General features: G+C 68.2%; 17 protein-coding genes. 10 read left to right on the top strand and 7 right to left on the bottom strand.

Annotation, left to right across the window (positions count from 1 at the left end; genetic code table 11):
- Window positions 1-204 precede the first annotated feature (204 nt).
- The 6 genes from msrB (at window position 205) to C507_RS0105025 (ending at window position 5197) form a co-directional block, all read left to right on the top strand.
- Complete coding sequence (gene msrB, locus C507_RS0105000) at window positions 205-630, top strand: peptide-methionine (R)-S-oxide reductase MsrB (RefSeq protein ID WP_018698568.1); 426 nt, start codon at window positions 205-207, stop codon at window positions 628-630.
- A complete protein-coding gene (locus C507_RS0105005; protein WP_018698569.1) occupies window positions 627-2747 on the top strand; it encodes a S9 family peptidase in 2121 nt (706 codons plus the stop codon). The genes msrB and C507_RS0105005 overlap by 4 nt, the downstream gene beginning before the upstream one ends.
- A gap of 202 nt (window positions 2748-2949) precedes the next feature.
- Window positions 2950-3687, top strand: a complete 738-nt coding sequence (locus C507_RS0105010) for a DUF1194 domain-containing protein (RefSeq protein WP_018698570.1) — start codon at window positions 2950-2952, stop codon at window positions 3685-3687.
- 77 nt (window positions 3688-3764) lie between these two features.
- Window positions 3765-4070 (top strand): hypothetical protein, encoded by a 306-nt coding sequence (locus tag C507_RS0105015; RefSeq protein ID WP_156829165.1) that lies wholly within the window; start codon window positions 3765-3767, stop codon window positions 4068-4070.
- A 300-nt stretch (window positions 4071-4370) separates the two neighbouring features.
- On the top strand, window positions 4371-4730 hold the full coding sequence (locus C507_RS0105020) for a hypothetical protein (RefSeq protein WP_018698572.1): 360 nt from the start codon (window positions 4371-4373) through the stop codon (window positions 4728-4730).
- Between the two features lie 149 nt (window positions 4731-4879).
- Window positions 4880-5197 carry a hypothetical protein gene (locus C507_RS0105025; RefSeq protein WP_018698573.1) on the top strand — a complete coding sequence of 106 codons (318 nt, stop codon included), beginning with the start codon at window positions 4880-4882 and terminating at the stop codon, window positions 5195-5197.
- 263 nt (window positions 5198-5460) lie between these two features.
- Here the strand turns inward: C507_RS0105025 and C507_RS0105030 are convergent, their stop codons facing one another.
- Window positions 5461-6060 carry a superoxide dismutase gene (locus C507_RS0105030; RefSeq protein ID WP_018698574.1) on the bottom strand — a complete coding sequence of 200 codons (600 nt, stop codon included), beginning with the start codon at window positions 6058-6060 and terminating at the stop codon, window positions 5461-5463.
- Between the two features lie 176 nt (window positions 6061-6236).
- The gene (locus C507_RS0105035; protein ID WP_018698575.1) at window positions 6237-7091 is read right to left on the bottom strand and encodes a branched-chain amino acid aminotransferase; all 855 of its coding nucleotides are present in this window, start codon (window positions 7089-7091) and stop codon (window positions 6237-6239) included.
- Window positions 7092-7386: 295 nt separating this feature from the next.
- Between C507_RS0105035 and C507_RS0105040 the strand changes: the two genes are divergently transcribed.
- On the top strand, window positions 7387-8049 hold the full coding sequence (locus C507_RS0105040) for a haloacid dehalogenase type II (protein ID WP_018698576.1): 663 nt from the start codon (window positions 7387-7389) through the stop codon (window positions 8047-8049).
- Window positions 8050-8063: 14 nt separating this feature from the next.
- Here C507_RS0105040 and C507_RS0105045 read toward each other — a convergent pair whose 3' ends face one another.
- The 5 genes from C507_RS0105045 to C507_RS0105065 all read right to left on the bottom strand — a co-directional run bounded on the left by C507_RS0105045 (window position 8064) and on the right by C507_RS0105065 (window position 13306).
- Complete coding sequence (locus tag C507_RS0105045; RefSeq protein WP_156829166.1) at window positions 8064-9140, bottom strand: NAD(P)H-dependent flavin oxidoreductase; 1077 nt, start codon at window positions 9138-9140, stop codon at window positions 8064-8066.
- A gap of 102 nt (window positions 9141-9242) precedes the next feature.
- On the bottom strand, window positions 9243-9833 hold the full coding sequence (locus C507_RS0105050; RefSeq protein ID WP_018698578.1) for an HdeD family acid-resistance protein: 591 nt from the start codon (window positions 9831-9833) through the stop codon (window positions 9243-9245).
- A gap of 72 nt (window positions 9834-9905) precedes the next feature.
- Window positions 9906-11288 (bottom strand): M20/M25/M40 family metallo-hydrolase, encoded by a 1383-nt coding sequence (locus C507_RS0105055; protein ID WP_018698579.1) that lies wholly within the window; start codon window positions 11286-11288, stop codon window positions 9906-9908.
- A gap of 116 nt (window positions 11289-11404) precedes the next feature.
- Window positions 11405-11614, bottom strand: coding sequence for a hypothetical protein (locus tag C507_RS0105060; RefSeq protein ID WP_018698580.1), 210 nt, complete (start codon window positions 11612-11614; stop codon window positions 11405-11407).
- 84 nt (window positions 11615-11698) lie between these two features.
- Window positions 11699-13306, bottom strand: coding sequence for a helicase HerA-like domain-containing protein (locus tag C507_RS0105065; protein ID WP_018698581.1), 1608 nt, complete (start codon window positions 13304-13306; stop codon window positions 11699-11701).
- Window positions 13307-13485: 179 nt separating this feature from the next.
- Here C507_RS0105065 and C507_RS0105070 point away from each other — a divergent pair, with 179 nt between their 5' ends.
- From C507_RS0105070 to C507_RS0105080, 3 genes are all read left to right on the top strand, one after another.
- Window positions 13486-13869, top strand: coding sequence for a DUF2267 domain-containing protein (locus tag C507_RS0105070; RefSeq protein ID WP_018698582.1), 384 nt, complete (start codon window positions 13486-13488; stop codon window positions 13867-13869).
- A gap of 124 nt (window positions 13870-13993) precedes the next feature.
- Window positions 13994-14404 (top strand): DUF4332 domain-containing protein, encoded by a 411-nt coding sequence (locus C507_RS0105075; RefSeq protein WP_018698583.1) that lies wholly within the window; start codon window positions 13994-13996, stop codon window positions 14402-14404.
- A 169-nt stretch (window positions 14405-14573) separates the two neighbouring features.
- Window positions 14574-16538, top strand: a complete 1965-nt coding sequence (locus C507_RS0105080; RefSeq protein ID WP_018698584.1) for a methylmalonyl-CoA mutase family protein — start codon at window positions 14574-14576, stop codon at window positions 16536-16538.
- Window positions 16539-16541: the final 3 nt, after the last annotated feature.

Genomic DNA, 16541 nt, shown 5'->3' on the forward strand with positions numbered 1-16541 from the left:
GGAAACGTGACATATATTCCACCAGTTTGGCGAGCAAGCGGCGCGGTGGACAAATTTCCGCCAGCACGTGCCTGAGGCCTGCCCCCCGAAGGGCGCCCCCGCCGCCGGGGGCGATGCCTTGCCGCGACCGGTCGCACTGCCTAAGTCTGCCCCAGTCCAGCACGATTGCGTGGAGCGACGCGCTCCGCGGCAAGGAGACCTCCGATGTCCGGAACCAACGAGAAAGTCAGCAAATCCGATGCCGAGTGGCGCGAACAGCTGACGCGCGAACAGTACGAGATCACCCGCAACCACGGGACCGAGCGCGCCTTCACCGGCCCGCACCTCGACGAGAAGCGGCCGGGGATCTTCCACTGCGTGTGCTGCGGTGCGCCGCTTTATCGCACCGCCACCAAGTACGAATCCGGCAGCGGCTGGCCAAGCTTCTGCGAGCCGATCACGCCCGATGCGGTGACGCGTTTCGAGGATCGCTCGCACGGAATGCTGCGCGTCGAGGTGCGCTGCTCCTCCTGCGACGCCCATCTCGGCCACGTTTTCCCGGACGGCCCCCAGCCGACCGGTGAGCGCTATTGCATGAACGGCGTTGCGCTCGACTTCGAACCCGACCAGGGTGGAGCAGCCGGCGAATGACAAGCGCTTCGGAGACGGTGTCCGCACCGGCGGCGCCGACGGCCGCCGCCTCCCCCGTTCGCCGCACGGTTCACGACCGCGAACTGGTTGATCCCTACGCATGGCTCCGCGCCGACAACTGGCGCGATGTCATGCGCGATCCCAGCGTGCTCGCGCCGGACATCCGCGACTACCTGGAGGCCGAGAACGCCTACGCGGAAGCCATGTCGGCCGGCACGACCGGGCTGCAGGAGGCGCTGTTTGCCGAACTCAAGGGGCGCATCAAGGAAGACGATTCCACCGTCCCCTCGCCGGACGGCCCCTACGCCTACGGCATCCGGTTCGTGGAAGGAGCCGAGCATCCGCTGATCGTCCGCACGCCGCGCGAAGGCGGCGAGGAGGCCGTTCTGCTGGACGCCAATGTCGAGGCCGAAGGGAAAAGTTATTTCCGGCTCGGCGGTGTCGAACACTCCTTCGACCATTCGATCCTGGCCTGGTCCGCCGACGAGACCGGCGGCGAACTCTTCACGATCAGGCTGCGCGACCTCGCCACCGGCACCGACAGCGCGGAGACCATCGAGAACACCGCCGGCAGCCTCGTCTGGGCGGCTGACGGCAAGAGCCTTTTCTACATCCAGCTGGACGAAAACCATCGTCCGGCGAAAGTGCTGCGCCATACGCTCGGCACGTCGTCCGCCGACGACGTCCTCGTCTACGAGGAGCCGGATCCGGGCTTCTTCGTGGGCGTCGGCCGGACCCAGTCCGACCGGTTCATCGTCATCGACACCCACGACCACGAGACGTCCGAGGTCTATCTGATCGACGCGCTGTCGCCCGAGGCGACGCCGCAGAAGGTTGCGCCGCGCCTGGTCGAGCAGGAATACGACGTGGAGGACGGCGACGACCGGCTCTACATCCTCACCAACGCCGATGGCGCGGAGGACTTCAAGATCGTCACCGCTCCATTCGACGCGCTCGGTCGCGAGAACTGGCGCGAGCTGGTGCCGCATGTGCCCGGCCGGCTGATCCTCTCCATGACGGTCTACAAGCGCCACCTCGTGCGCCTGGAGCGCGAGGACGGCCTGCCCCGGATCGTCATCCGGGAGTTGGCCTCCGGCACCGAGCACGCCATCGCCTTCGACGAGGAGGCCTACTCGCTCGGACTGGTCGGCGGCTACGAATACGACACCACCAACCTCCGCTTCTCCTATTCGTCGATGACGACGCCGGGCCGGGTCTACGATTACGACATGACCACGCGTGAGCGGACGCTGCGCAAGCAGCAGGAGGTGCCCTCCGGCCACGACCCGGCCCTCTACGCCACGCGCCGCCTGCACTTCACCGCGCCCGACGGCGCCGAGGTGCCGGTATCGATCCTTTATCGGCGTGACACCCCCATCGACGGCACCGCACCGTGCCTGCTCTATGGCTACGGCTCCTACGGCATCACCATTCCGGCGAGCTTCAACACCAACTTCCTGTCGTTGGTGGACCGCGGCTTTGTCTACGCCATCGCCCACATTCGGGGCGGCCGGGACAAGGGCTATCACTGGTACCGGGATGGCCGGCGCGAAAAGAAGACCCACACCTTCACCGACTTCATCGCGGTGGCGGAAGGCCTCGTGGCGGATGGCTGGGCCGCGCCAGACAGGATCGTTGCGCAGGGCGGCTCGGCGGGCGGCATGCTCATGGGCGCCATCGCCAACATGGCGCCGGCCCGCTTCCGTGGCATCGTCGCGGAGGTGCCGTTCGTCGACGTACTCAACACCATGCTCGACGAAACGCTCCCCCTCACCCCGCCGGAATGGCCCGAATGGGGCAATCCGATCGAGGATGTCGAGGCCTTCGACCGGATGCACGCCTACAGCCCCTATGACAACGTCACCGATCAGGCCTACCCGGACATGCTGGTTCTGGCCGGCGTTTCCGATCCGCGCGTCACCTACTGGGAACCGGCCAAGTGGGTCGCGCGCCTGCGCGCCACGGCGACCAACGACCCGATGATCCTGTTCAAGACCAACATGGATGCCGGTCACGGCGGGGCTTCGGGCCGCTTCAAGCGGCTTGAGGAGGTCGCCCTCGTGCAGGCCTTCGCGCTTGCCGTCACCGGCGCGGTGGACGAGCGGCTCGGGAGCTGATCGCGGGTTCTTGCCACACCTCACCAACCGTTCCGGGGCGGGGCCAGCTGATGGCCTCGCCCCTTTCTTCATGCACGGGCACACCGTCTGTCCAAGAGCCGGCAAGCCCGTCCGGTCCGCCTTGCCTGACTTGCCACCCTCCCTTTCCGCACCAGTTCAAGGAAGGCGGGCCGATCGGCCCGGCTCTTGCGAGGGAGGGCGCATGACCCGGTTCGTCACAGCATTGTTTGCCACCGTCGTCGCGCTTCTGCCGGCTGCCGCACACGCCCAGTCGGCGCGCGAGGCCGTGGACGTCGAGCTGGTGCTGGCCGCCGACGGCTCCGGCTCCATCGATGACGACGAACTCCGCCTGCAGCGCCAGGGCTATGCCGAGGCCATCACCAGTGCCGAGGTCCTGCGCACCATCGTCACCGGCATCCACGGGCGCATCGCCATCGCCTACGTGGAGTGGGGCGGGCCCACCTCCCAGCACACCATCGTCGACTGGATGATCGTCGAGGACTCTCCGTCGGCGCAGCGATTCGCCGACGCCCTTGTCGCCGCGCCGCGCGCCGCCTGGGGCTACAACTCCATCTCTGCGGCCATCGACTATTCGGTTCACAAGATCGAGACCAACGACATTGACAGCATTCGCCGGGTGATCGATGTCTCCGGCGATGGCCCCAATATCGGCGGCCGCCCGGTCACTGAGGCCCGGGACGACGCCGTTTCGCGCGGCATCGTCGTCAACGCGCTCCTGATCGACCGGCCGGGCGGCATGTCCATGGCGATGCCCGCACCCGAGCTCCGCCTCCACTATGAGCGCGACGTTACCGGTGGGCCGGGCGCCTTTGTCATGGTGGCGGACGGCACGACCACGTTCGCCGACGCGGTGCGCCGCAAGATGATCCTTGAGATCGCGCTGCTGCAGGAGCCGCCTGCGGCCTCGCCGCCTGATTGAGCGCGACACCCTTGACGCGCAGGCAGCTGGCGACGAACAGTCTCCCGGGCTTGGGATTGATCGAGTTGGGGGATGGAATGGTTGGTACGAGGCTTTGCGCGACGATCGCGGCGATGGCGCTGATGACGGGCGCGGCTACGGCGCAGTCGGCCTTCGAGCAGGCGATCAAGATCCAGAGCAACGTGCCCCTCTGCCATGAGCATCCCGACTACCGGTGGGAAGGCCGCGTTTCCGGAAACGCCATCGACCCCGGCAACGACCGCTCAATTCCGGTATCGTTCCTCGGCTGCTTCCCCACCGAGCGCGCATGCCAGGACTGGCTCGGCCCGGCCTCCGGCTTCGTCTCCGGCCGCCTCATCTTCGCCACCTGCAAGCCGCGCTAAAGCGATTTCAGGAAAAGTGGGCACCGGTTTTCCGTCCGAAATCGCGCAGGAAAGCAAGTTTCTAGGAAGAGCAGGGACCGGTTTTCCGTCCGGTGCCACGCCGGAAGGTCTCTTCGGTTTCCAGGCGGGCGCATAGCGGCTCGCTATGCAAGACCGTTCCAAGGCATGGGCGCCACCCCCGCTTCATCCGGTGGTCGCAAGCGGGAGACGCGCCGCAAGGCCTCGCCCCGCGGCCTTGCTCTCGCCCCGACATCGTGGGACATCTCGAACGTTGCGTCCCGATGCCGTCGGAAGGTTCAGATGATCCGCTCCGTGCTCCGCCCTGCTTTCGCGGGCCTGCTTGCCGTATCCGCCTTTGTTGCCGTGCCGTCGCCGGCAGCGGCAATCGACGTCGACCTGGGCTTCCTGAAGCACTGGCTCGGTCCGCCGCCGCTTTCGATCCTGGAGATGCATCGGCTTACCCCTCGCTGCGGCGACGATCCGTCGGCGGCCTGGAGGGGACGCGTCTCCGGCAATTCGGAAGGCACCTACAACGACGCCGCCCAGGCAGTCTCGCTGGTCGGCTGCTTTCCGACGCTGCAGGACTGCACCCTCTGGCGCATGCGCATGACCGGCTCCATGCAGGGCCGCATCCTCTACAACGAGTGCCGCGAGCGCTGACGGCCCCAGCCGGACGCTGCTGGCGGGGACACCGCGTCCCCGACACATCTGCGTGAAGCAGCAGATCTGGCGCGCACGCGCTCTCGCCGATCGCCGCTCATGGCTCTAGATTTTGCCCTGCACGTGTTTCTCAAAAGAGGCTCATTGCCATGATCGCGCTCGCTCGCGCTGCGCTCGTCTCGGCCTCCGTCGCGGCCGCCGGCCTGACGCTGCCGGTCGCCCCCGCTGCCGCCCAGACCGTTGAGTACATGATCAGCCAGGTTCAGCGCGCGGCCCCCAATTGCCGCAGGAACCCGACCTATGGCTGGCAGGGCCGGGTGTCCGGCAATCGCGAGGCCGACAGCCGCTCCATTCCGGTCTCCTTCGTCGGCTGCTTCCCGACCCAGGCGGAATGCGAGGCCTGGCGCAAGACGGCGCTGCCCTTCGTTACCGGCCGGCTCATCTACAACGAGTGCAAGCCGCGCTGAGCAATCGCAGGAAAAGTGGGAACCGGTTTTCTGTCCGCGATTGCGATCTGAAAACCCCTCGCGCCGAGTTCGCTGCGCTCACCGGCTCCGGATGGGCGGCCTGACCGGCCGGTGCGCGGTCGCGGGCTGGTAAGAACAAGAGCAAGCGAAGCACGAACCGGTTTTCTGTCTCCACAAACGAAGAACGCTGCCGCCGGAGCCCGGCGACAGCGCATGATCGTGGACGGCCCGCGCTGGTCGCGGGCTGCGGAAGAGGCGCCCGATCAGGCGGCCTTCTCGTACAGTTCCAGCACGTAGTCCCAGTTCACCAGGTTGTCGAACCAGGCTTCCAGATACTTCGGGCGGGCGTTGCGATAGTCGATGTAGTAGGAGTGCTCCCACACGTCGCAACCGAGCAGCGGCGTCGCGCCGTGCACCAGCGGGTTCTCGCCGTTCGGGGTCTTCATCACCTCGAACTTGCCGTCGCGCAGCGCCAGCCAGGCCCAGCCCGAACCGAACTGCGACGTGCCGGCGTTGATGAACGCCTCGCGGAACTTGTCGTAACCGCCCAGGTCGGCGTCGACGCGCTCGGCCAGCTTGCCAGGCAGCGATGAGCCGCCACCGTTCGGCTTCATCCAGTTCCAGAAGTGCAGATGGTTGTAGTGCTGGCCGACCTGGTTGAAGAGACCGGGGTTGGAGCCGTAGCTCTCCTTCACGATGTCCTCGAGCGACTTGCCCTCGAGCCCCGTGCCCTCGATCAGCTTGTTGCCGGTGGTGACGTAGGCGTTGTGGTGCTTGTCGTGGTGGTACTCCAGCGTCTCCTTGGACATGTAGGGCTGGAGGGCCTCGTAGTCATAGGGAAGATCGGGAAGTTCGAACGCCATCGTGTTCCTCCGTGCAAAGCGGGGTTCTGGCGGCCGTCGCCCCGACGCGTGTCGGACCCGGCGCCGCCGTCGGGCGAGACCATAAGGGGCTCGCGTTGCCGGGACAACGCCGAACGGCGACCGAGAGTTTCGAGCGGCAGGGTCGCACCGCCCGCATGACGCACAGCGTGCGCCAGTCAGGCGTGCGCCCAGTCCCAGTAGAGCGCCCGCGCCCGCGCCGCCACCGGGCCGGCCTCCAGGTTGCGGTCCCCGATGCGGATCACCGGCGCCACCTTGGAGTAGTTGCCGGTGGTGAAGATCTCGTCGGCATCGACGAAGTCGGCCACCGTCAGCGCCGTCGCATGCACCTCGAAGCCGTCGCGCGCGAGAAGGTCCATCACCCGGCTGCGCGTCACCCCGGCCAGGAAGGTGCCGTTCGCGGCCGGCGTGGCCACCTTGCCGTCCTTCACCAGGAACACGTTGGACGTGGCGAGTTCGGCCACGTTGCCCAGCATGTCCAGCACCAGCGCGTTGTCGAAGCCGTTGGCTCGCGCCTCGCTCAGCGCCCGGGCGTTGTTGGGATAGAGGCAGCCGGCCTTCGCGTTGGTGGGCATGGTCTCCAGCGACGGCCGGCGGAAACGCGACACCGTGACCGCGATCCCCGAGGGCCCCGGCATCGGCGTCTCGTAGAGGCACAGGCAGAAGCGCGTCGTCTCCGGGTCCGGCGCCACCGCCATGAAGCCGCCGTCCTCTGCCCAGTACATCGGCCGGATATAGAGGGCCGCGTCAGCATCGAACTTCGCCGCGCCCTCCCGCGCCAGCTCCATGATCGCGCCCGCCGACATGGTCGGCTTGAGGCCGAGCGCCTCGGCGGACCGGTTCACCCGAGCGCAGTGCAGGTCGAGATCCGGCATCACGCCTTCGAACCGCCGCGCCCCGTCGAACACGCTTGAGCCGAGCCAGGCCGCATGGGTCCGGGGCCCCAAGATCGCCGGGTTGCCCTCGTGCCACTCCCCGTCGAGCCACGTCCACGTCCGCGACCATTGCGTCATCTGACCGTTCCCTCACTGTCACTGCAGGGATCGAAGGCCGATCCCGAACCCGCGTCAACCTGACCGATCCGCGTGAGAAGATTGTTCCCATGATCGCACCTTATCGGGTGAGATCTCGCCATGCGTTGCGCTTGCGCAATCATGCTTCTTCCCGGTCCGGCGGAGACCGGACGAATGTTCCAGCCCCGTCCGTTTTCCGCTGCCGCCCCGCCGCTTTTGCGCTGCAGCAACGCCCTTGAACCGGCCGCGCTTGGCGTGGGACAACGGGCTCACGATCTCACGGGAGCCGAGAACGATGGCCCACGCCGTCTACGCCTTCGACGCCTATGGCACGCTGTTCGATGTCCATGCCGCCGTGCGCCGCTATTCCGGCGGCATCGGCGCCGACGCCCAGCTTCTGTCCGACATCTGGCGCCAGAAGCAGCTCGAATATTCCTGGGTGCGCGCCCTGATGGGCCGCTACGAGGATTTCTGGACCCTCACCGAGCAGGCCCTCGACTTCGCCCTGCGCAAGGTGCCGTCCGCCGATCCGGCCCTTCGGGATCAGCTCCTGGAGGCCTATCGCGGCCTGGACTGCTATCCGGAGATCCCGAAGGTGCTCACCGCGCTGCGCGACAAGGGGGCGCGGCTCGCCATCCTCTCCAACGGTTCGCCCGCCATGCTGGAGAGCGCCGCCCGGTCCGCCGGCATCGCCGATCTCTTCGAGGAGATCATCTCCGTCGACGAGATCCGCACCTACAAGACCGACGAGGCCGTGTACGAGCTGATCACCACCCGCTTCCGCGTCTACCCGGAAGCCGTGTCGTTCCAGTCGTCCAACCGTTGGGACGTCGCTGGCGCCAGTGCCTTCGGATTCCGCACGGTCTGGGTGAACCGCTCCGAGCAGCCCGACGAATACCAGGACCTGCCGCCAGCCGCCGTGCTGACCTCGCTCGACGGACTGCTGGCCCTCGACTGAGGCACTGCCGGGCGTCAGCCCGGCGAACCGCCCAGCCGAGCCAAGCCCTCGGACGCCAGCCGCCGCGTCAGCGCGCCGGAGTCCTGCCGGCGGCCCAGCGTCATGGCCTGGCCGGACCACAGCGAGGAGAAGTCGGGCGATGCCACCGCCTCGGCCTTGGCCTTGAGCGGTGCCAGCGCGCCGCCTGCGGTCGGGAACGGCGGTGCGGCATCGGAGAGCGGGCCCACCTCGCGCATCACCCGGTTCACGAGCCCCCGCGCCGGGCGCCCGGTGAAGACGTTGGTCAGCGCCGTCTCGTCGGCACTGCCATGGGCAAGCGCCGCCCGGTGAAGCTCGGAAATCGTGGCTTCCGGCGTGAACAGGTAGGCCGTCCCCACCTGCGCCGCTGCCGCCCCGAGCATGAAGGCGGCCGCCACGCCGCGCCCGTCGGCGATCCCGCCCGCAGCGATCACCGGAATGGACACCGCATCGGCAATCTGGGGCACCAGCGCGAAGGTGCCGACCTGGGACGCCACCGCATTCGTCAGGAACATGCCTCGATGGCCGCCCGCCTCCGAGCCCTGGGCGATCACCGCGTCGGCGCCCCGGTCCTCCAGCCAGCGGGCCTCGGCAACCGTGGTCGCCGACGACATCACCACCGCCCCGGTCGCCTTCACCCGCTCCAGAAGATCCTCGGCGGGCAGACCGAAATGGAAACTGACCACCGCGGGCGCCAGCTCGTCGACGAGGTCGGCCATGGCCGCATCGAAAGGCGCCCGGTTCGGCGCCGTCACCGGCGTGGCCGGGTCGATGTCGAACTCGTCGTAGTAGGCGGCAAGACGCGCCTTCCACGCCTCCAGCGTGGCCTCGTCCGGCTCTTCGGGCGCGTGGCAGAAGAAATTGAGATTGAAGGGCCGGTCGGTCTCGGCCCGGATCGCGGCGGCCTCCTCTCGGATCCTGTCCGCCGAGAGCATTGCGCACGGCAGGCTGCCGAGCCCGCCCGCCGCAGACACCGCCGCGGCCATTGCCGCGCCATTGGCGCCCGCCATCGGAGCCTGAAGGATGGGAAGCTCGATCTCGAACAAGTCGAGCGCACGACGATCAGGCCACATGGCGCCCTCGTCCGTCATCGTGAGGTGCGTGCCGGCACATCCCGCCGGCACGCTTGACCGGTCCCGATCCTACCATCGAGGAGCGGGTCGCGTCGCCCGCTGTTACGCGGCGGTGCCCGACGGCGGATTGCCTGGCATCGACCGGGCCGCCAGCGCCACCGAGATCAGCGCCACGCCGTGGAAGATCAGGTCGATGGCCACGAACAGGCCGATCACCCAGGCGCCGGAGACCGGCCAGTCGGCGAACACCATGGCGCCGAGCAGGATCGAGACGGCGCCAGCCAGGCCGAGCCAGATCGCGGCACCGCCCTTCATCTGGAAGGCCATGACGATGCGGATCAGGCCCACCGCGATCAGCGCCGCGGCAACGAACAGGGTCAGCCAGACGGCCGATGCCATCGGCAGCGCCACCATCACCACGCCAGCCGCCAGGTAGACCAGGGCGATCAGCACGTGCCAGGCGGTGGAGCCCCAGCCCTTGTGCTTGAAGGCGTCGAAGAGCTGGGCGATGCCGCCGATGAAGGCGAGGATACCGAACCAGATGACGGCAAACACGGTGAGCCAGTAGGTCATGCCGAGGCCGACCATGCCCAGCACCACCATGAGGATGCCCAGCCCCAGCAGCCAGCCCCACTTCGCGTGCAGGTCGCCGAATACCGACCGAGCCGTCTTTTCCACGTCCAGATTAGCCATGTCCCCGTCCCCTTGTTCGTCCGCTGGGCGCGGTGCGCGCCGATTCGCCTGAAAGCCGAATTCCGACTGACGCTACATCATCCCGAGCATGCGTGCCCATGATCGCATGCCTTTGTGGAAGCTCGACATCTCGTACTTCTCGTTGGGCGAATGGATGCGATCGTCGTCGAGTCCGAAGCCGACCAGCAGCGTGTCCATGCCCAGCTTGGTCTTGAAGGCGCCGACGATGGGAATCGAACCGCCCATGCCGATCATCAGCGGCTCGGTATCCCACTCCGCTTCCAGCGCCTCTCGGCCGGTCTTCAGGATCGGGCTGTCGAGGGGAATGCGCAGCGCCGGGCTGGCGCCATGGTTGGTAAAGGAGACGGTGCAGTCTTCCGGAATGCGCGCGCGCACGAAAGCCTGGAAGGCTTCCATCAGCGCCTGCGGATCCTGCTCGCCGACGAGGCGGAAGGACACCTTGGCGGATGCCTGGGACGGGATCACGGTCTTGAAGCCCGCCCCCGTGTAGCCGCCGATCATGCCGTTCACTTCCACCGTCGGCCGGGCCCAGATCTGCTCAAGCACGCTGCGCCCGCGCTCGCCGGCCGGCAGCTTCAGACCGACCTGTCCGAGAAACTCCTCCTCGGAGAATTCCAGCCCGTCCCACTGGGCGCGAACATCGGCCGGCGTTTCGGCCACGCCCTCGTAGAAGCCCGGGATCTGCACCCGCCCGTCCGCGTCGTGCAGGTCGGCGATGATCCGCGCGAGGACGTGATTGGGATTGCGCGCCGCGCCCCCGAACAAGCCGGAGTGCAGATCCTTGTCGGCAGCCGTGACGGTGAATTCCTGGGTGACGAGGCCGCGCAGCGACACGGAAATCGCCGGGGTGTCCTTATCCCACATGCCGGTGTCGCAGACGAGGGCGGCGCCCGCCTTCAACTCGTCGGCATGGGCATTGAGAAACGGCGCCAGGCTCGGGCTGCCGGACTCTTCCTCGCCCTCGAACAGGATAGTGACCGGTACCGGCAAGCTGCCCGTCTCGGCGATCCAGGCGCGGGCCGCCTCCACGAACGTCATCAGCTGGCCCTTGTCGTCGGCCGCGCCACGGGCAACGATCATCTTCGAGCCGTCCTCGCGGGTGACGATCCGCGGCTCGAACGGGTCGGAGTCCCAGAGCTCCAGCGGGTCCACCGGCTGCACGTCATAGTGGCCGTAGAAGAGGACGCGCTTGTCCGGATCGAGACCCTCGCCCGGATAGTGGGCGACTACCATCGGCTGGCCGTCCGTCGGCCGCACGCTCGCCTGGAAGCCGAGCCCGTTCAACTCATCCACAAGGAGTTGCGCGGCTTCGCGACAGGGCTCGCGATAGGCCGGGTCGGTGGAGATGGAGGGAATTCGGAGAAGGGCAAACAGCCGTTCGAGGCTTTGATCCAGGTCCCGGTCGATCCGGGCGAGTACCGCGTCGATGCTCATGCATGCCTCGCTGCGCCAGACTGGAGCGGGGCCAGACAAGGCCCGCCTTCTCCGAACCTATGACGCAGGTTGACGGTCGACTGCAACCACGACCGTCGCACGGACGTGGGCGGCGCTCAGTTCTCGCCCGCCGCCCGGTCCGTGGCGCGCTCGACGGCATCCCCGGCCTGCTCGACCGCCTGCCGCGCGTCCTGGCCGGCCTCGCCAACCTGCTGGTCAACGATGCGTCCCGCTTGCTCGAACCCGCCGTCGCGAACGGCCAGGAACAGCATCGCCGCGCCGAACAGGGCCGCCACCGCGATGAACAGAATGACAATTCCGCGCATAGTTTCTCGCCCTCACGAACCGGATATGCTTCACACAACCCGTGACCGGCGCTGGCGGTTCCAACGCCTGGGCGAAGGGACTTCTCAGCGCCGCAGCAGGCTCCCGAGCACGCCGCGAACCACCGCTTTCGACACAGTCGACCCCTGTCGACCGCCGATCTGCCGACCGATCTCGCCTGCCACCTGGTTGGAGAGGCTCCGCGCCACGCTGCGGGCGGTACGCTGCGAGGCCGTCAGGCGCCGGCTCCGGCCGGACCCCACCCCGAAAATACCGGCGATGAACCCTCCGATCCCGCCGCCCGACGTCTCTTCCCGTCGATCCGGCGCTTCTGCCTGCTGAGCGGCTTTCGGCTGATCCGGTTCGGGCGCGACGGTTCCCTCTTCCGCCGTCTTGACCTTCGCTTCTGCCTTCTTGGTGAGGATCTCGTAGGCGGATTCTCGGTCCACCGGCGAGTCGTACGCGGCCTTCATCGGGCTCGCCGCGAGGATCGCTGCACGCTCGTCCGGCGTCAGCGGGCCGAGCCGGCCGACGGGGGGACGGATCAGGGTGCGCTGGACCACCGAGGGAACGCCCTTCAGGTCGAGGGTCGAGACCAGCGCCTCGCCCACGCCCAGCTCGGTGATCGCCTGGGCCGTGTCGAGATCGGGGTTGGGCCGGAAAGTGTCGGCCGCCGCCTTCACCGCCTTCTGGTCCTTCGGCGTGAAGGCGCGCAGCGCGTGCTGGACCCGGTTGCCGAGTTGCCCAAGCACCGCTTCCGGCACGTCGAGCGGGCTCTGCGTGACGAAGTAGACACCAACCCCCTTGGAGCGGATCAGCCGGACCACCTGCTCCACTTTCTCCAGCAGCGCCTTGGGCGCCTCGTCGAACAGCAGATGCGCCTCGTCGAAGAAGAACACCAGCTTCGGCTTCTCCGGGTCGCCCACTTCCGGCAGTTCCTCGAACAGTTCGGAGAGAAGCCACAGGAGAAAGGTCGCGTAGAGGCGCGGGCTGGTTATCAGCTTGTCGGCCGCCAGCACGTTGACGATGCCCTGTCCGCTGGCCGGGTCGGTCTTCATCAGGTCGGCGATGGACAGCGCCGGCTCGCCGAAGAAGCGGTCGCCCCCCTGCTCTTCCAGCACCAGCAGCTGGCGCTGGATCGCGCCGATGGAGCCGGCGGAAACGTTGCCGTAGAGGCGCGACAGCTCCGAGGCACGCTCCCCGACATGGGCGATCAGCGCCCTCAAATCCTTCAGGTCGAGAAGCAGCAGCCCCTGGTCGTCGGCCAGCCGGAAGACGATGTTGAGCACGCCCTCCTGAGTGTCATTCAGGTTCATCAGCCGGGCCAGCAGAAGCGGCCCCATCTCCGACACCGTGGTCCGGATCGGGTGGCCCTGCTCACCGAACAGGTCCCAGAAGGTCGTGGGGGACGAAGCAAACGCGTACTCGTCGGCAAAGCCGATCTGGCTGGCCCGCTTGGCCAGGAAGTCCTTGGGCTCGCCGGTCTCCGCGATGCCGGAGAGGTCGCCCTTGATGTCAGCGCAGAAGACCGGAACGCCCGCCCGGGAGAAGCCCTCCGCCAGGATCTGCAGGGTCACCGTCTTGCCGGTGCCCGTCGCACCGGTCACCAGACCGTGCCGGTTGGCGCGCTTCAGAACCAGATATTCCGGTGCGCCGCTGGCGCCCAGGAAGATGGCATCGTCTTTCAGCAGCATCGCTCGCCCCCTCGCCGGTGCTTTCTGCCCTTATAGGCACGCCGACGGGGCGGCTCAATCGCGACCGGTCCGGCAATGCAAGCTCCGCGAAATCTCCGTCACGGCCTTGTTCGGTGTCCCGGCTTTGTGGCTATGTCGCCGGACGGATCAATGACAGGCGCCCAAGGGGGAAGAACGACATGGACGCGTTGGTGAATCGCATCACGGAGCGCACCGGCCTCGATCGCGGCACGGCGGAGAAGGCCATCTCGATCATCGTCAATTTCCTCAACCGGGAGGGCCCACCGGAGGAGACCAGCAAGCTGATCGACCAGTTGCCCGGCGCCGAGCACATGATCAAGGAGCGCGGCGAGGCCGGCCGGGCCGGCCTTCTCGGCGGCGTTGCCGGGCTGATGGGCGGCGGCGCCATGGGGGCCTTCAACGATCTCACCGCGGCCGGCCTTAACATGGGCCAGGTGCAGACGGTGGTGAAGGAGCTGGTGGCCTTCGCCCGCGAGCAGGCCGGCGACGAAGTCGTCGACGAGGTCATCCAGAAGATCCCCGGCCTTTCACAGTTCGTCTGAGCGGAGCCGGCCTCCTCCCGTCACATTTATTCTTTCCCGGTGCTGCATATCGTCTGGCCGCCCTAGCAAAAGGGCGGCATGATGCGCACCGGGTGGGGGCATGAAACGAGGAGGACCAGCCGCAATGTCGAACTATTCGATTGCCCGGATCGAGGGGATTGGACCGGTCTACACCGAGAAGCTGGCGGCTGCCGGCATCAAGACGACGCGCACGCTTCTGACCCGTGCCAAGGACCCCAAGGGTCGCAAGGCGGTCGCCTCGGAAACCGGTCTCGATGAAAAGCAGATCCTGAAATGGGCCAACATGGCCGACCTGATGCGGGTGCGCGGCGTCGGCGAGGAATATTCCGAGCTGCTTGAGGCCGCCGGCGTCGACACGGTCAAGGAACTCCGCAACCGCAGGGCGGACAATCTCGCGGAGAAGATGGCCGAGGTGAACGGCAAGAAGAAGCTGGTCCGCCTCGTTCCCACCACCAAGCGGGTGGAATCCTGGGTCGATCACGCCAAATCCCTCACGCCGATGATGACCTACTGACGGCAACCGCCGTCGGCGCGCCCCTTCAGGCGCTTGAGCCAGGTCAAGGCGGAACCTGGCTGTCGGGTCCGAACTGCCGGAGGGCGCGCCCTCCGGTCGCGCGCTTGCGCTCGGCCGCGCGAAGCCGCCATAACGGCGCGAAGCCCACCTCCAAGGACGGAAGAAGCCCGTGGACGAGACGACCCTCTTCGGCGACGACGGCACCGCGACGGAAGCCGCCTGGCGCGCGGCGGTTGAGATCGCGCTCAAGGGGCGCTCCTTCGAGAGCCTCGTGCGGACCACCGACGACGGCATCGCGCTCGAACCGCTCTACGCCCCCGCCCGCGGCTCCGTCCCGATGGGCCGCTCCGGCGCAGGCGCCTGGGCAGCGATTGCCCGCACCGACCTGCCGGCTCCCGGGGCATCCAACGAGATCGCCCTGCGCGACCTGGAAGCCGGCGCCTCCGGCCTGGCGCTGGTGCTGCCCGGCGCCCCCACCGCCTATGGCGCGGGCGTGCGGATTTCCACACTCGACGATCTCGACCGCGCGCTGGAAGGCGTGGAACTATCCATGTGTCCGATCCGGCTGGAGGCCGGCGGCGCCGGTCGCGGTCTTGCCGCCCTCGCTGCAGCGCTGGTGGACCGCCGCGGCATCGACCCGGCCACCACCGAGATCCATTTCGGCCTCGACCCGCTCGGCGGCACGGCCGTGGCCGGCAAGCTTTCCGCCTCCTGGGCCGATGTCGCGGCGCGGACCGGCGACACCGCGATGGCGCTACATGCGCGCGGCTTCCGCGCCCCCTATTTTCTCGCCGACGGGCGTCCCTTCCACAATGGCGGCGCCAGCGACGCCCAGGAGCTCGCCTCGGTGCTGGGCTCCGCCGTCGCCTACCTGCGCGCCTATGTGGAGGGCGGGCTTTCCGTCGCCGATGCGCTGCCGCTCATCGGTCTCGCGGTGGCCGCCGACCAGGACCAGTTCGCCACCATTGCCAAGCTGCGGGCCCTGCGCCGCCTCTGGGCGAAGCTTGCGGCCGAATGCGGCGCGCCGGACGTCCGCCCGCACGTCCATGCCGAGACCTCGTGGCGGATGATGACCCGCTTCGACCCCTACACCAACGTCCTGCGCACCACGATCGCCGCCTTTGCCGCCGGTGTCGGCGGAGCCGACTCCATCTCCGTCCTGCCGTTCACGCAAGGTCTCGGCCTCCCCGACCGCTTCGCCCGCCGCCTCGCCCGCAACACCAATTCCATGCTGGTGGAGGAGAGCCACGTCGACCACGTCGTCGATCCCGCCGCCGGCTCCGGCGGTGTGGAGGCGCGCACCGAGGCGCTCGCGGAAACCGCCTGGGATCTCTTTCGCGCCATCGAGGCGAAGCACGGTCTTCCGGGGGCCCTCGCCTCAGGCTGGTGGCAGGGGGAGATCGCGCAGAAGCGCGCACAGCGCGAGACCGCCGTGCGCAAGCGCGCGCTGGCCATCGTCGGCACCTCGGAGTTCCCGCTTCTGCCGGATCGCGCCGTCGACGTGCTGGCGATGCCGGACGCGCCCGCCACACCCGCCGCCACCCGCAGCCTCGATCTTCCGGCAGAGGGCGGTGGCGCTGGCTTCACCGCGCTCATCGCGGCCGCCGCGGACGGCGCGTCTCTGGCCGATATCGGTGCCGGTGCGGCCGGCGCGCCCGTCACCACCGTCGAGCCGCTGCCCCCCATCCGTCTTGCCGCCCCGTTCGAGGCCCTGCGCGACGCGGCGGAGACGGTGGAGGATCCCATCGACCGCACCGTGCTGATCGCCGGTCTCGGCCCGCTCGCGGAGAACTCCGCCCGTGCCGCCTGGGTGAAGGCCGTGTTCGAGGCCGGCGGGCTGATGATCTCCGCCGCCGCTACGCATGACACGGCGGAGGCCGTCGCCGAGGCCGCGTCGACAGCCGGGGTGAAGGCGGTCTGCCTCGCCGGCTCCGACGAGCGCTACGCGGAGATGGCGGCCGACACCGCCCGTGCCCTCAAGGCCGCGGGCATCGCCACCGTCTACCTCGCCGGCAAGCCCGGCCAGAACGAGGCCGACTTCAGCCACGCCGGCATCGACGGCTTCGTCTTCGCCGGCCAGGATCTGGTGGACACGCTCGCCGCCGTCCACGCCCGTCTCGGCATCGGCGGCTGAGAC

Origin of the sequence: Amorphus coralli DSM 19760 (genome assembly GCF_000374525.1) — a bacterium.
GTDB lineage: Bacteria > Pseudomonadota > Alphaproteobacteria > Rhizobiales > Amorphaceae > Amorphus > Amorphus coralli.

Bases quoted from the DNA above. Each gene is read 5' to 3' on its own strand.
- msrB (WP_018698568.1), top strand. From the start codon at position 205: ATGTCCGGAACCAACGAGAAAGTCAGCAAATCCGATGCCGAGTGGCGC.
- C507_RS0105005 (WP_018698569.1), top strand. From the start codon at position 627: ATGACAAGCGCTTCGGAGACGGTGTCCGCACCGGCGGCGCCGACGGCC.
- C507_RS0105010 (WP_018698570.1), top strand. From the start codon at position 2,950: ATGACCCGGTTCGTCACAGCATTGTTTGCCACCGTCGTCGCGCTTCTG.
- C507_RS0105015 (WP_156829165.1), top strand. From the start codon at position 3,765: ATGGTTGGTACGAGGCTTTGCGCGACGATCGCGGCGATGGCGCTGATG.
- C507_RS0105020 (WP_018698572.1), top strand. From the start codon at position 4,371: ATGATCCGCTCCGTGCTCCGCCCTGCTTTCGCGGGCCTGCTTGCCGTA.
- C507_RS0105025 (WP_018698573.1), top strand. From the start codon at position 4,880: ATGATCGCGCTCGCTCGCGCTGCGCTCGTCTCGGCCTCCGTCGCGGCC.
- C507_RS0105030 (WP_018698574.1), bottom strand. From the start codon at position 6,060: ATGGCGTTCGAACTTCCCGATCTTCCCTATGACTACGAGGCCCTCCAG.
- C507_RS0105035 (WP_018698575.1), bottom strand. From the start codon at position 7,091: ATGACGCAATGGTCGCGGACGTGGACGTGGCTCGACGGGGAGTGGCAC.
- C507_RS0105040 (WP_018698576.1), top strand. From the start codon at position 7,387: ATGGCCCACGCCGTCTACGCCTTCGACGCCTATGGCACGCTGTTCGAT.
- C507_RS0105045 (WP_156829166.1), bottom strand. From the start codon at position 9,140: ATGTGGCCTGATCGTCGTGCGCTCGACTTGTTCGAGATCGAGCTTCCC.
- C507_RS0105050 (WP_018698578.1), bottom strand. From the start codon at position 9,833: ATGGCTAATCTGGACGTGGAAAAGACGGCTCGGTCGGTATTCGGCGAC.
- C507_RS0105055 (WP_018698579.1), bottom strand. From the start codon at position 11,288: ATGAGCATCGACGCGGTACTCGCCCGGATCGACCGGGACCTGGATCAA.
- C507_RS0105060 (WP_018698580.1), bottom strand. From the start codon at position 11,614: ATGCGCGGAATTGTCATTCTGTTCATCGCGGTGGCGGCCCTGTTCGGC.
- C507_RS0105065 (WP_018698581.1), bottom strand. From the start codon at position 13,306: ATGCTGCTGAAAGACGATGCCATCTTCCTGGGCGCCAGCGGCGCACCG.
- C507_RS0105070 (WP_018698582.1), top strand. From the start codon at position 13,486: ATGGACGCGTTGGTGAATCGCATCACGGAGCGCACCGGCCTCGATCGC.
- C507_RS0105075 (WP_018698583.1), top strand. From the start codon at position 13,994: ATGTCGAACTATTCGATTGCCCGGATCGAGGGGATTGGACCGGTCTAC.